This is a genomic window from Flavobacterium sp. CAU 1735 (assembly GCF_039888695.1).
In the GTDB taxonomy this organism is placed as follows: domain Bacteria; phylum Bacteroidota; class Bacteroidia; order Flavobacteriales; family Flavobacteriaceae; genus Flavobacterium.
Window position 1 is genome coordinate 192,613 of record NZ_JBDQQQ010000001.1, and the last position, 14,478, is coordinate 207,090.

Here is a 14,478-nt window from a genome sequence, read left to right on the forward strand (position 1 = left end):
TCTTGCAAAAGAGATTAATTGCTGGCAGCTAATTCGCCAACTTTGATAATGGACACGTTAGCATCGACTACTTCGTGCCAGTTACCTTTATCATCGGTATACATAAAATTCGCTTTTCCTGATTGCCAGTCCGATTCCAATACCATTCTTAGTTTGGTGTTTGGCAAAATAACCGGTCCGATTCCGGCATGCGGAGGGAATTTAATGTTTGGATATCCTTCGGCAGTTACCAAAATATGTGAGCTATTTGGCATAACTGTCATATACGTATAGTCACCACGTAAATCGGTAAACAATGTAAAAGGCGGATTAACCGTAGCATTGTGAACCACTCCTTTTCCGGTAACGGTTTGTGCAGGTGTGTTTACGGCAAAATGTACTTCGAAAGTTGGTGCTCCCAGGTTTGGAGAAGCAATCTTGTACGAAACGATGAATAAACCAGATTTTGATTCCATAATGAAATAGATTTGAGATTAGGATAACAAATTTCTGAGGTTAGGAGAAACTATTTTAACGTAGAAGTACGGAATCTTCTTTTTGCGTAAAATTACGTGCCAGGGTTTGACTGTTAGCTTTTTAGGTGTTTTGAAAGAGAACAATAAAAAAGGTTTTGTAACAATTGTAAAGGTCAGGCGTCTAATAAGAACAATCAAAAAACAAACAATTATGTACGCACATGAAATCGATTACCAGATTTTTGGTGAAGAAATGCAATACGTCGAAATAGAGCTGGATCCGCAGGAAGTAGTAGTTGCTGAGGCGGGAAGTTTTATGATGATGGACAACGGTATCAAAATGGAAACCATTTTTGGAGACGGATCGGAGCAACAGCAATCCGGAATTTTCGGAAAATTGCTTTCGGCCGGAAAAAGGGTTCTAACAGGTGAAAGTCTTTTTATGACCGCTTATACGAATCAGAACAACCGTAAAAGCAGAATCTGTTTTGCCTCTCCGTATCCCGGGAAAATTGTAGCGATCGACCTTACGAAATATCAGGGTAAATTTATTTGTCAGAAAGATTCCTTTCTATGTGCGGCCAAAGGAGTTTCTATCGGGATTGAATTTTCCCGCAAATTAGGAACCGGACTTTTTGGAGGGGAAGGGTTTATCATGCAAAAGATCGAAGGCGACGGAATGGCTTTTGTGCATTCCGGAGGAACTTTGGCACGACGCGAATTACAAGCCGGAGAAGTATTAAAAGTGGATACCGGATGTATTGTCGGTTTTACAAAAGACATCGATTACGACATTGAATTTATCGGTGGTATCAAGAATTCGATTTTTGGTGGTGAAGGTTTATTTTTTGCGACCCTTCGCGGACCGGGAGTGGTTTATGTACAATCATTACCGTTTAGCCGATTGGCCGACAGAATTATTGCTTCGGCTCCGAGAGCTGGCGGAAAAAGCAGAGAAGAGGGAAGCCTTTTAGGAGGTTTAGGGAACCTGCTGGACGGAGACAACCGTTTTTAAAAAAGCATTTTTTTCTAATTAATTGATTTTTATAAAAAGAAAGCGCCCTGCAATTGCGGGCGCTTTTTGAATTTTATAAGGGAATGGATCGCTTACTTTTTCAGATTAGGTAAACTTTTAATTCCCATATTATATAGCGTAAAAGCAAAGATATCGACACTTTCCTGAATCGAAGCGGCAACCGATTTTCCGGCACCGTGTCCTGCATTCACATCAATACGGATTAAAACCGGATTGCTTCCTGTTTGTTTTTCCTGTAGTTCGGCTGCAAATTTAAAGCTGTGCGCCGGAACCACACGGTCGTCATGATCACCGGTAGTAACCAGAGTCGCCGGATATTGTACGCCTTTTTTTACATTGTGAACCGGTGAATACCCTTTTAGGTAATCAAACATTTCTTTGTTGTCTTCCGCAGTTCCATAGTCGTATGCCCATCCGGCACCGGCTGTAAACGTATGGTAACGCAACATGTCCATTACACCAACGGCTGGTAAAGCTACTTTCATTAGGTCAGGACGTTGTGTCATTGTAGCACCTACTAATAATCCTCCGTTCGATCCACCGCGGATAGCAAGGAAATCTTTCGAAGTATATTTATTGGCAATCAAATATTCTGCTGCAGCGATAAAATCGTCAAATACATTTTGTTTTTGAAGCTTGGTACCGGCATCATGCCATTTTTTACCATATTCACCACCACCACGAAGGTTTGGAACGGCATAAATTCCGCCACTTTCCAACCAAACGGCATTCGAAATACTGAAACTAGGCGTAAGACTGGCATTAAATCCACCGTAACCATATAAGATCGTCGGATTTTTACCGTCTAATTTTGTTCCTTTTTTATAAGTAATGATCATTGGTATTTTAGTACCGTCTTTAGACGTATAGAAAACCTGTTTGGACGTATAATCCTCGCTGTTAAAATCTACTTTTGGTTTTTGATAGATTTCCGATTTTCCGGTTTTTGGATCGTAGGAATAAATCGTTCCCGGTGTCGTATAGTTGGTAAAGTAAAAATACAAGGTTTTTACCTCTTTTTTACCTCCAAATCCGGAAGCTGTTCCTACGCCCGGAAGTTGTACTTCGCGGATCAGTTTTCCGTTATAGTCATACTGTTTCGTAACCGATACGGCATCTTTCATATAATTGGCAAAGAAATAACCGGCTCCGATGCTTGGTGTCAATACATTTTCGGTTTCGGCGATAAAATCTTTCCAGTTTTCCGGTTTCGGATTGCTGATATCCGTAGTAACGATACGTCTGTTTGGCGCATTCAGGTTGGTCATGATATACAATTTTCCACCTTCGTTTTCCATGATATAACTATCGCTGTTAAAATTATCCAGAATGGTAATAAGCGGACTGTTCGGATTGGAAAGATCCTTAACATATAATTCGTTTCCGGATGTCGAATTGGCCGCCGTGATCACTAAATATTTGTCATCTTCGGTTACCGATCCGCCAACATAACGTCTTTTCTGATCCAGTCCGAAAACAACTTTATCGTCTTTTTGAGAGGTTCCCAGTTTGTGGTAATACAATTTATGCTGATCGGTTTTGGCCGATAGTTCACTTCCGGTTGGTTTGTCGTAGCTGGAATAGTAGAAACCGTCGTTTCCTTTCCACGATACACCGCTAAATTTAACGTCAAGTAAGGTGTCTTCAATTATTTTTTTAGTGATGGCATCCATGATGATCACTTTTCTCCAGTCGCTACCGCCTTCCGAGATGGAATAGGCCACTTTTGAACCGTCGCGGGAAAAATCAAGACCGCCTAAAGAGGTCGTTCCGTCTTTTGAGAAGGTATTCGGATCCAGGAACATTTCTTCTTTTCCGGAAGCATCTTTACGGTAGATCACGGATTGGTTTTGTAAACCGTTGTTTTTGGTATAATAGGTATAGTTTCCTTCTTTAAAAGGAGCACTAATTTTTTCGTAATTCCACAGTTTTTCCAAACGGGCTTTTAAAGCATCGCGAAAAGGAATCTGACTCAGGTATTTGTAAGTTACCTCATTTTCGGCCTTTACCCAGGCAGCTGTTTCGGCAGAACGATCGTCTTCCAGCCATCGGTAAGGATCTTTAACATTGGTGCCGAAATAGGTGTCATTCGTTTCGGTTTTACGGGTATCCGGGTATTTTAATTTTACCGGCCCCTTGGATGTTTGTGCATTCATGGTAAGACTACAAACCACAGCCATGGTTGTTATTGTTTTTTTCATCTATTTGGTTTTTGGTTTCTAACAAAAATAAGGAATCAATTGTTATAGTTTCGTTAAAATAAAAAAGTGCTGTGATAGCACAGCACTTTTTAGCAGAATCGGTTATTTTTTAGTTAATCGATTTATGATCATGTCCGTGATCACCACCATTGGCACCAATATAGATTTCAAGAAAAACCTGTTGTTGGTTACCGGCTTTGTCCAGACAGAAAACCCCTAAATGATAATGTCCGTCGGTAAACGGTTGTCCGTTTGCATCCAATGTCGGAATCGGGATATGTTGGTGAAATTCTTTAATACGCAATCCGGCCTCGATCGAAAAAGTCTGTTCATAATGGAAGTAACTGGCTGCTTCTGCACCGGCCATTTTTCCGTGTGTATGCCCGTCTTCTGCACTGTGAACTTCCACTTTATAAGAAGCCAACTCCACATTGTCGGTTAAAACGCCCTCCAGATGGATATCCGTTCCGGGTGTAAAACCTTCGTCAACCACGGGTTCTGTAATGGTAATCACCGGTTTTTCAGTGTCTTTATCGTCGTTGTCGCTACTACAAGAGGTGAAACTTAAAGCGGTAATAGTGGCAAATGCATATAGATATTTGATATTTTTCATGATATAATTTTAAAAAGTGTTTGATTTTATTTGATTTCGTTGTTGTGTTGTCACGGATAAAATCAAAACGCAGGCGGCCCTCTTAAAAAACAGGAAAATAAGGTTTGTGATCCGTATTTTTTAATAAGTCGAAATGGCTTTTCAATAGAAAATACCGGAATAAAAGGCGTAAAACTAAAAAAGCTAATCGCCGTAATTGCCGGTACTTTAAAAATATGCAGTTCACAATTATGGGTATTGTGCTTTTCGCCAAAGACAATCTTTTTCTCAGCGGTATAATGAAACGTGTGTTCCGTCCAGAAATAGTGAACCGCATTATTGATTTGCGGAAAAGCAAAAATCAGACACAGCAGTATAACAATATGTTGCTTGTATTTATTCATGTGTTGCTTTTCCAAAAGGGATACGGATTAATAACTGAATGTTACGTCCCATTTCCGGGATTTCCAACGCCCTGTAATAACTGTTGTGATTAAAATATTTGGTGTTAAATGCATTGTTTACCGATAGCTGGACATTGGCCAGAAAATTGCCTAGTTTGATGTCGCTTTTCAGTGCGCCGCCAAAAATCGAATAACCCGGTGTGATGAGTTCGTTTTGGGCAATTCGGTTTTGTTCCAAAGCGGTTCGGCCGTTCACGGATAAAACAGTATTGGTAAAGGCTTTTAACGGTTTAAACTGATAACCGATTTCCCAATAACCATTCGCCGGTGGCGTAAACGGCAACGGATAATCTTTGGAAGCATCGGAGGTAATCTGACGGTTGTAAAGGTATTCCAGTACGACTTCGGCTGTAATCCGGTCGAAGAAATGTTTTTCGATACTGATTTCAAATCCGGATAAAAGCGCTTCCGATTGCGAATATTGATAAATCTGTCCGCCGTGCGGTAAAATCGAAAATTGCCCGGACGGTTTTAGGAAAATATAATTGCTGAAATAATACAGATACGGACTAAAAGCCATTTTAAAACTGTTTCGGGCGTAACTCAGTTTGGTATCGAATGAAATTCCTTGTTCGGGTTTTAGCGTAGCATCGCCCATTTCATGTCGGAAAGCACCGTGATGAATTCCGTTGGCACTTAACTCGATAGCGGTTGGAAAACGGAAATTGCTACCCAATGTCGCCGTCAGATTCCAATTGGTATTTATGGTGTAACCCATTCCTACGGACGCATTAAAACTCGAGAAATTTTTGTCGATATCCTGACTTCTTTGCGCATAGAAGTTCGCAACGGTCTGACTTTGGCCATTTCCGGTCAGGTAGTCGTATAGTGTTTGATCAAAAAAACTGTCAATAGCGACTCTTGCCCAGTCAAATCGGATACCGGCATTGAGTTTTAGTTTGTCCGAAGCGGTATAATCATGGATCATATAAGCACCGATAGCGTTTCGTGTAAACTTCGGAAGCAGAAAACTATAACCGTCAATCGTATTGCTTTGGTACTGATTCTGTAGGCCTACCGTAGTTTGATGTGCGGTCGACCAGATGTATTTGTATTTTAACTGGGCATCCAGCGTACTAAGATTAAAATCCAATTCCAGATCCGGATTTACTTCCGGTGGTTGCTGATTGCTGTAATGCGTATGGAATTTACTCCATTCCTGGCGGTGGTTGTTCTGAAAACTAACCGAAGCATTTAACTGTGCATTTTCGAAATTCCACTGGTTGTTATTGATAATCTTAAAATGATTCACCCGTTGATACGGCAACCCGATATTGCGATCGTCGCCATCGTCCTGAACGGCGGCAATCGACGGAATACCATGTGCACCCGGAAAGAATCCCGATTTAAAATAGACATTACTGATGCTTATCGTGGATTTGAATTTTTCGCTCACATAACCGATTTGTCCGAAGAAATCCGTTTCCCGGCCGGCTGTGTTTTTTAACCGCTGATTGTATACCGGAATATGAGTGTTGAGATACAGAATTTCATCCGTTGGAACTTTATAATCCCCAAAATCCAATACCGTTCCTTTTAGTTTGTAAAAGAAATGATCCTTCCGGTATTTGATTCCTACGGAAGTTCCAATAGTATTGTTAACCGATTTAGCGATGGCTAATGCCTGACCGGAAAAGCTGTTTTTGGCCGGAACGGCATCGTTGTTAATACTGATCACGCCACCCATGGCATCACTTCCGTATTCGATCGCGCCTACGCCTTTAATGACTTCAACGTTTTCGGCATTAAAAGCGTCAATCTCCAATCCGTGATCGGCACCCCATTGTTGGCCTTCCTGTTTGACACCGTTTTCGGTTACGGCAATCCGGTTAAAACCCAAGCCGCGGATAATCGGTTTGGAGGTTCCGGCTCCGATTTCCATTGCATTCACACCGGGAAGTTTTTCCAACGATTTGGCCAGTGATCCGGCATAGGATTCCTGAATGTAGTTCTGATTGACCTTTTCGGAATTTTTTACACTTTGCGGTTGCCCGGCTTTGTTGATAACGACTTCTTTTAAGGCATTAAGATCCTGTTTCATTCGAAATGAAATGGAAATATCATCTTCAACCGTAAGCAGGGTGTCGATAGTAGTGTATCCTACATAGGATATAATAAGACGTTTTTTACCGGACGGAATATTTTTAATTTCAAATACGCCAACGGGATTGGTCGCAGTACTTTTGTCTGCGATATGAATATGCGCTCCGTTTAAAGGCTGTTTTTTTGCATTGGTAATGGTCCCTGAAATTTTATTCTGGGAAAAACCGGAAATTGCAGCCCATAGCAAGCAGAGAACAAGAAAAGATTTTTGTTGCATTTTTTCCTGATTCAGATAATATACGATAGCCCATAAAACCAAACGGATTATGAAGCGGAACTACTGGTATAATTATGCGAATACAGGGGGAGCCCGTAACGAAAAGAACGAACCGGAAAAAACAATCGGTTTTTCTGTTTTCGCTATGTGTTGCGTTAGGGTTTTGGAGGTATTGGTAAAGGTAAACGAAAAGAATTCGGTTGGCAGGTAACTGCTAAATGTAAATTCGCAGGCAAAACAATGATCGAAATCATGATGGGCATGCGTGAATTCTGTTTTGGATATATCGTATTTATGATGGCAGTGTTCGTGTGTAAATTCCTCTGCCAAATGTTCGAATGAATGAACCGACTGGAACAGTATTGCAAACAATACCGCCAGAATTAGAGAAAGGTTAAATATCGCCAGTTTCTTTTTCATTCCCTGCAAATATAGAAAACGAAAAAAAGAAAACCGTTTTATTTTAACAAAATTTAAGCTTTGCCAAAATAAAACGGTTAGTATTGTGATAAAACAGGGTTTATACTAAGTTGTTTGCCACCAGGTATTCAGCGATTTGAATCGTGTTGGTTGCGGCTCCTTTTCGAAGGTTATCGGCCACAATCCACATGTTTAAGGTATTCGGCTGACTTTCGTCACGACGGATACGCCCTACAAATACATCGTCTTTACCATGCGCATAAATGGGCATCGGATAGGTTTTGGTATCGATATTGTCCTGAACCACAACACCAGGTGTATGATGTAAAATAGTGCGAACCTCAGTTACGTCAAAATCATTTGCAAATTGGATGTTTACCGATTCGCTATGACCGCCCACTACCGGAATACGGATAGCAGTAGCCGTAACGGCAATCGTTTTATCGTTCATGATTTTTTGTGTTTCGCGAACCAGTTTCATTTCTTCTTTGGTATAACCGTTTTCCTCAAAAACATCACATTGCGGAATAGCATTGCGGTGAATCGGATACGGATAGGCCATTTCGCCCTGAATTCCGGCATACTCGTTTTCCAGTTGTTTTACCGCTTTAACACCTGTTCCGGTAATCGATTGGTAAGTCGAAACCACCACGCGTTTGATACCGTATTTCTGGTGTAACGGTGCCAATACCATTACCATTTGAATTGTCGAACAGTTTGGATTGGCAATAATTTTATCTTCTTTGGTTAATGTTGAAGCGTTAATCTCCGGAACCACCAGTTTTTTCGTAGGATCCATGCGCCATGCGGATGAATTGTCGATAACGGTTGTGCCCACTTCTGCAAATTTTGGAGCCCAGTCTAACGATGTTTGTCCGCCGGCAGAAAAAATGGCAATTTCAGGTTTCAGATCAACCGCTGTTTGTAATCCTACTACCGCATATGATTTCCCTTTAAATTCGATTTGTTTTCCGACCGACTTTTCGGAAGCGACAGGAATTAATTCGGTTACGGGGAAGTTTCTTTCTGCCAGTAATTGTAACATTACTTCGCCTACCATTCCGGTGGCTCCTACAACGGCTACTTTCATTTTAATAGAGGTGTTATATAGTTAATTTTTAGTAGAACAAATGTAAATAATAAAGCTGTTAAAAAAACAATAAATAAAAAAACCGTTCGGATTAGGAACGGTTTCATTTAGACTATAGAGGACGATTATTTTTTCAATAAATCGCGGATTTCAGCCAATAATTCTTCCTGAGTTGGTCCGGCCGGAGCAGCAGGAGCTGGTGCTTCTTTTTTCTTCGCGGAATTAATTCCTTTGATCAATAAAAATAACACAAAGGCTACGATCACAAAATTGATAACGGCCGATAAAAACATACCGTACTTGACGCCACCAAAAATGGTAAGCTCTTCGATTTTGGACAAATTAGCCGCTTCCAGTGCTGGTTTTAACAATAAAGGTGTAATCACATCATCGATAAACGAACTGACAATTTTACCGAAAGCACCGCCAATGATAACCCCGATTGCAAGATCTACAACGTTGCCTTTCATGGCAAATTCCTTAAATTCTGATAACATTCCCATACCTTATACTATTTTAGTTAAAAATTTACGTAACACTAAAGTACTAAAACCGATTAAAATTTTAACAATTTTAGTAGTATTTTTTATTCTTTATAGAAAATGCGTTTTACCCGTTGGGAAATGCTGGTCAGGATTTCGTAGGGTATGGTGCCAATCGTTTTGGCGATTTCGGTTACCCGTGGTTGTTCGCCAAAGAGGATCACACTATCGCCTTCTTTACAGTTAATATCGGTAATGTCCACCATTAACATGTCCATACAGATATTGCCGATAATAGGTGCTTTCTGGTTTTTGATCATCACATAACCTTTCTGATTGCCCCAACTTCGCGGAATACCGTCGGCATATCCGATCGGAATGGTTGCCGTTCGGGTTTGATGTGTTGCCATAAATTTCCGACTATAGCCCACACTGTCACCGGTTGGTACGTCTTTGATTTGTAGAATCACGGTTTTTAGGGTGCCAACGTTTTCCAACTGTTTCATCTCGTTTTCGTCGTTCCCTACGCCGTATAAACCAATGCCAAGGCGTACCATATCAAATTGATATTCTGGGAAATTGTAGATCCCAGAGGTGTTTAGGATATGACGTATCGGTTGGATTTGCAACGCGGTTATAATTTGTTGTGACCACTGATCAAAAGTGTGAATCTGATGTAAGGTGAAATCATTAAACTCCGGTCCGTCACTAGCCGAAAGGTGCGAGAAAATACTTTTTACCGAAACAAAATTATTGTGTTGTAACAGTTGAATCAGTTCGTTTAGGTTTCCGGCTTCAAATCCCAGTCGGTGCATACCGGTATCCAATTTGATATGAATCGGATAATTCGACAGGTTTTTTTGTTGTGCCAGTGTAATAAAACGCTTCAATACTTCGGGCGAATAGATTTCCGGTTCGAGATTATAGGCAACCATAGCCGAAAAAGCACTGTTTTCCGGATTCATTACGATAATAGGCATGTCGATGCCGGCGTTGCGCAATGCAATCCCTTCATCGGCAAAAGCTACGCCCAGATAATCCACTTTGTGATGGGCGAGTAATTTGGCAATTTCAAAACTACCGCTTCCGTATCCGAAAGCCTTTACCATGACCATTACTTTAGTGCCCGGTTTTAGTTTCGATTTGTAGAAGTTAAGGTTATGACTAATCGCATTTAGGTTGATTTCCAATACGGTTTCGTGCGTTTTTTCCTCTAGAAGGGTTACGATTTCTTCAAAGTGAAAATTCCGTGCGCCTTTCACCAAAATCGTTTCGTTTTCGAAAGCTGCCGGATTGTACTGATTCAGAAAATCGGAAGTGTTTTTAAATGGAATAAAACCTTTAAAATCGGATAAATAACGGCTAATGGTTTCGCCAATACCGATTACCCGTTCAATTTTATTTCGGGTTAACAAATGGGCTACTTTAGAATACAGTTCGTCCACCGGGAAACCACTTTGGAAAATATCCGAAAGAATGACCGTTTTCTTTTGATGTGTTTTATGTTGTTCGAGAAAGTCCAACGCGATTTTTAACGATTGGTAATCGGAGCTGTAACTGTCGTCGATAATGGTACAATTGTGAATTCCGTTTTTAACCTGTAAACGCATTTCCACCGGATACAGATTCGGAATGCGTTCCTGTATAACCGATTCGGTATAGCCCAGATATAATAAAGTCATCAAACAGTGGATGGTGTTTTCCACCGAAGCGGCATCCTGAAATGGGACTGTCACCGAAAAGTGCTGTTCCTGATGTGTGATGTCAAGTGAATTGCCTTGTTTTTGAATGACAACGTCGGCTTTGGGATCGTCAAAACTCCAGGAAAACGTTTTACGATTTATATCTAATAATGAATCGATAACGTCATTTTTCTGGTAAATCAGTACGTCTGCGTTTTGGAAAAGTTTGATTTTTTCGGTTATTTTCTGACGGCGATCGATAAAACCTTCGTCGTGTGCGGTTCCGATATTGGTTAGAATGCCGATTGTTGGTTTGATTATCGGTTCCAGTTTTTCCATTTCGCCGGTAGTGGAAATCCCGGCTTCGAAAATACCCAGATTGTGTTTTTCGTTAATCCCGATAACGGATAACGGTACGCCCACTTGTGAGTTGTAACTTTTCGGACTACGGATGATGGTATATTCTGGGCTTAGTAAAAAGTTAAGCCATTCTTTGACAATCGTTTTGCCATTACTGCCGGTTATACCAATCACTGGGATCTTGAATAACTTCCGGTAATAAGCGGCAAACTGTTGTAAACTTTGCAGGGTATCGGTTACGACCAGAAAATTGGCCTTTCCGCTAAGCTTTTCCGGGATATGATGGACTACAAAATTGGAAACGCCTTTTTCGATCAGGTTTTCGATATAATCATGACCATTGTGGTTATGACCCACCAAAGCAAAAAACAACGTTCCGGAACCGTTTTGTAACGAACGACTGTCGATAGAAACGTTGTCGATAGGGCAGTTTTCGTCATTCCCATACCATTTGGCAGCAATGACAGGGATTATGTTTTTGATAGTAAAACTCAAGGTGTACTTTATTTTTTATTAATTGAAACCAGAAATTCGGCTGCATTCATTACAGGAATCTTAGTTCTTTTTTATAATCGAAATCTTCCGGTAAAGCAGTTGGCTGTGACAGCTCTTTTACAAAGGGTGATATTTTGATTTCTTCGGAATTATCCCGGGGATTATTCGATGTTAACGATTGCAGATAGGACTCTATGATCCGGGACAAGCTTTTTTTGTTCCGGGAAGCATACTCTTTGGCTTTTTCGATAACCTCTTTGTCAAGTTTAAGCGTCAGTTTACGATCCATGGCTTCGGGTTTACTACGTATAAAATTAGGGAAATTATCCGTACAATCGTCAATATTAGCGTTTTTATAACACGAAGCGGAATGGGACTATTCGTTGTTTTTTTTGTTTTTGGAATTTCGCTCCTTTTCCTGCATTTCTTTCATGGCCGTAAAATAGGCAGCACGGCTCAATGGTTCGTATTCTTCGGTTTCACCAAGCAAGACAAGGTTGTCGTTTTGTGCTTTTCGGAAGCTGTAATTGGCCAGATTTCCGGTACGGGTACATACGGCGTGTACTTTGGTAACATATTCGGCGGTAGCCATTAGTGCAGGCATCGGACCAAAGGGATTGCCTTTAAAATCCATGTCCAGACCGGCAACGATTACGCGCACGCCGGCATTGGCCAGGTCGTTGCAAACCGCTACAATTTCATCGTCAAAAAACTGTGCTTCATCAATACCAACCACATCACAGCCATCGGCCAGAATACGGATATTCGCCGCAGCAGGAACGGGTGTCGAACGAATCTCATTCGAATCGTGCGAAACTACCATCTCATCGTGGTAACGGGTATCGATGGCCGGTTTAAAAATTTCGACGCGCTGTTTGGCGAACTGAGCCCTTTTTAAACGGCGTATCAATTCTTCCGTCTTACCGGAAAACATAGAGCCACATATGACTTCAATCCACCCAAATTGTTCTTTATGATTTACCGTATTTTCGAGAAACATTTTGTACTTTTCAAGCTGTAAACAGCGTTTTTTTCTGTTACTTTTGTAATGGAAACAAATTTATTAAAATAACCATCGTTTTACTCCATATAAAAGCAAAAGTTATGAAGAAAAAGTTAGAGGCCGAGTTGATCAGTATCGCGCATCGCATTTTGAAATTAAAAAACAAATCGGAAGTAATTCAGTTACACCAGGAAACGCAAAAGTTGTATGAAATCTTATCCGTATTGCGTTTTTACGAAGAAAATTTTGAAGAAGCGAAGCCAACGATCGGTCTGCCGGAACTGGAAGAAAAACTGGAGGAAACTTTTGAAAATAAGGAACCGGAAGTCGTAACCGTAGTTGAAGAGCCGAAAAAAGAAGAACCGGTTGTAACCGAAAATGAACCGGAGGTGGAAACGATTACTACGCCGGAAGAGACGCTGGAAGCCGTAATTACAGAAGCTTCGGTTTCGGAAGAAGAGAATACAGCTGTTGAAGAAGTTGTGGCGCAACCGGAAAAAGAGGAGGAAGAAGTGGAAGAAGAGCCCGTTGTTGCAGAAGCAGAAGCGGAAAAAGTAGTCGTAGGTCAGATTGACATTGACGAAAGTGATCTGGATGAAGAGGAACCACTGATCGAAGAAGAAAAAGCTGCTTTCCCGAAAGTAGCGGAGGAACCTGTTTTTGAACCGGTAAAAGAAGAACCGAAAAAAGAGGCGCAACAAATCACATTGGAGGATTTGTTAGGGCAACACACCTATAAAGAACCGGAATTTGTAAAAGTAGAAGATGTACCGGCTGAGGTAGAAAAAGTAGCCGACATCACTTTCGAACCGGTATTTGAGCCCAAGGTGGAGACACAATCAATGTCGATTGATGCGGAAAAAGATGCCTATAGTCGTAAAACCGATGCTATGGGGAAATCGATCTCGTTGGGATTAAACGACCGTATCGCTTTTGAAAAAAATCTTTTTGGTGGAAGCGGAGAAGACTTGAATCGCGTATTGTCGCAATTAAACAGTTTTGACAATTATCAGGACGCCCATAATTTTATTGAAGATCTGGTAAAACCGGACTACAATAACTGGGAAGGAAAAGAAGAATACGAAACACGCTTTATGGAGATCGTTGAGAAACGTTTTTCATAATCACGATACCAATTCATTACACCAATCGGTATAAACTGCGGTTTGTGCCGATTGGTGTTTAAATTTTACGCTATGTCTAAATTATATTTGGTCCCAACGCCAATCGGAAATCTGGAAGACATGACTTTCCGGGCGATCCGTATTTTAAAGGAAGTCGATTTGATTTTGGCGGAAGATACCCGTAACAGCGGAAAACTGCTTAAACATTTCGAGATCGCCACACCGATGCAAAGTCATCATATGCATAACGAACACAAGACGGTAGACTATATAATCCGAAGATTACAATCCGGAGAAACGATCGCGTTGATTTCGGATGCGGGAACACCGGCCATTTCCGATCCCGGATTTTTACTGACTCGTGCTTGTGTGGAAAACAAAATCGAAGTGGAATGTTTACCCGGAGCTACGGCTTTTGTACCGGCTTTGGTCAATAGCGGATTGCCAAATGACAAATTTATATTCGAAGGCTTTTTGCCGGATAAAAAAGGCCGTCAGACGCGTTATCTTGCATTAGCGGAAGAAACCCGTACGATGATTTTATATGTTTCGCCACATAAACTGGTGAAAACATTAGCCGAGTTTGTACAGTATTTCGGAGCCGACCGACCGGTTTCAGTATCGCGGGAATTGTCCAAATTACACGAAGAAACCGTACGCGGAACCGCCGAAGAAGTTTTACAACACTTTGAAGCCAAACCACCAAAAGGGGAAATTGTAGTGATTGTAGGCGGGAGATCTCTAAAATAATATT

14 protein-coding genes are annotated in these 14,478 nt (G+C 41.0%); 3 read left to right on the plus strand and 11 right to left on the minus strand.

The genetic code is table 11. The annotated features are described in order from the left end of the window. Nucleotides 1-14 precede the first annotated feature (14 nt). Nucleotides 15-455 carry a DUF1842 domain-containing protein gene (locus tag AAFN64_RS01040; protein ID WP_300487793.1) on the minus strand — a complete coding sequence of 147 codons (441 nt, stop codon included), beginning with the start codon at nucleotides 453-455 and terminating at the stop codon, nucleotides 15-17. A gap of 211 nt (nucleotides 456-666) precedes the next feature. On the opposite strand from AAFN64_RS01040, the gene AAFN64_RS01045 reads away from it, so the two are divergent. Beyond that, entirely contained in the window at nucleotides 667-1,470 is an 804-nt protein-coding gene (locus AAFN64_RS01045) for a TIGR00266 family protein (protein ID WP_347759002.1), read from the plus strand. Between the two features lie 92 nt (nucleotides 1,471-1,562). Here AAFN64_RS01045 and AAFN64_RS01050 read toward each other — a convergent pair whose 3' ends face one another. From AAFN64_RS01050 to AAFN64_RS01095, 10 genes are all read right to left on the minus strand, one after another. After that, on the minus strand, nucleotides 1,563-3,671 hold the full coding sequence (locus AAFN64_RS01050) for a prolyl oligopeptidase family serine peptidase (RefSeq protein ID WP_347759885.1): 2,109 nt from the start codon (nucleotides 3,669-3,671) through the stop codon (nucleotides 1,563-1,565). A 130-nt stretch (nucleotides 3,672-3,801) separates the two neighbouring features. Further along, entirely contained in the window at nucleotides 3,802-4,305 is a 504-nt protein-coding gene (locus AAFN64_RS01055; protein WP_347759004.1) for a DUF4625 domain-containing protein, read from the minus strand. Nucleotides 4,306-4,367: 62 nt separating this feature from the next. After that, nucleotides 4,368-4,688, minus strand: coding sequence for a hypothetical protein (locus AAFN64_RS01060; protein WP_347759005.1), 321 nt, complete (start codon nucleotides 4,686-4,688; stop codon nucleotides 4,368-4,370). Beyond that, a complete protein-coding gene (locus tag AAFN64_RS01065) occupies nucleotides 4,681-7,068 on the minus strand; it encodes a TonB-dependent receptor (RefSeq protein WP_347759006.1) in 2,388 nt (795 codons plus the stop codon). The genes AAFN64_RS01060 and AAFN64_RS01065 overlap by 8 nt, the downstream gene beginning before the upstream one ends. 72 nt (nucleotides 7,069-7,140) lie before the next feature. After that, nucleotides 7,141-7,488 (minus strand): hypothetical protein, encoded by a 348-nt coding sequence (locus AAFN64_RS01070; RefSeq protein WP_300487778.1) that lies wholly within the window; start codon nucleotides 7,486-7,488, stop codon nucleotides 7,141-7,143. 100 nt (nucleotides 7,489-7,588) lie between these two features. Further along, entirely contained in the window at nucleotides 7,589-8,578 is a 990-nt protein-coding gene (locus tag AAFN64_RS01075) for an aspartate-semialdehyde dehydrogenase (RefSeq protein ID WP_300487775.1), read from the minus strand. A 125-nt stretch (nucleotides 8,579-8,703) separates the two neighbouring features. Further along, nucleotides 8,704-9,081, minus strand: coding sequence for a large conductance mechanosensitive channel protein MscL (gene mscL, locus AAFN64_RS01080; protein ID WP_300487773.1), 378 nt, complete (start codon nucleotides 9,079-9,081; stop codon nucleotides 8,704-8,706). A gap of 83 nt (nucleotides 9,082-9,164) precedes the next feature. Continuing rightward, nucleotides 9,165-11,597 carry a bifunctional UDP-N-acetylmuramoyl-tripeptide:D-alanyl-D-alanine ligase/alanine racemase gene (locus AAFN64_RS01085; RefSeq protein ID WP_300487772.1) on the minus strand — a complete coding sequence of 811 codons (2,433 nt, stop codon included), beginning with the start codon at nucleotides 11,595-11,597 and terminating at the stop codon, nucleotides 9,165-9,167. A gap of 49 nt (nucleotides 11,598-11,646) precedes the next feature. After that, a complete protein-coding gene (locus tag AAFN64_RS01090) occupies nucleotides 11,647-11,886 on the minus strand; it encodes a DUF6364 family protein (protein ID WP_347759007.1) in 240 nt (79 codons plus the stop codon). 87 nt (nucleotides 11,887-11,973) lie between these two features. Then, the gene (locus AAFN64_RS01095; RefSeq protein WP_300487770.1) at nucleotides 11,974-12,597 is read right to left on the minus strand and encodes a thymidine kinase; all 624 of its coding nucleotides are present in this window, start codon (nucleotides 12,595-12,597) and stop codon (nucleotides 11,974-11,976) included. 104 nt (nucleotides 12,598-12,701) lie between these two features. Between AAFN64_RS01095 and AAFN64_RS01100 the strand changes: the two genes are divergently transcribed. Together AAFN64_RS01100 and rsmI are read left to right on the plus strand one after the other, a co-directional pair. Then, complete coding sequence (locus tag AAFN64_RS01100; RefSeq protein ID WP_347759008.1) at nucleotides 12,702-13,724, plus strand: hypothetical protein; 1,023 nt, start codon at nucleotides 12,702-12,704, stop codon at nucleotides 13,722-13,724. A 72-nt stretch (nucleotides 13,725-13,796) separates the two neighbouring features. After that, complete coding sequence (gene rsmI, locus AAFN64_RS01105) at nucleotides 13,797-14,474, plus strand: 16S rRNA (cytidine(1402)-2'-O)-methyltransferase (protein WP_347759009.1); 678 nt, start codon at nucleotides 13,797-13,799, stop codon at nucleotides 14,472-14,474. The last annotated feature ends 4 nt before the right edge of the window (nucleotides 14,475-14,478 follow it).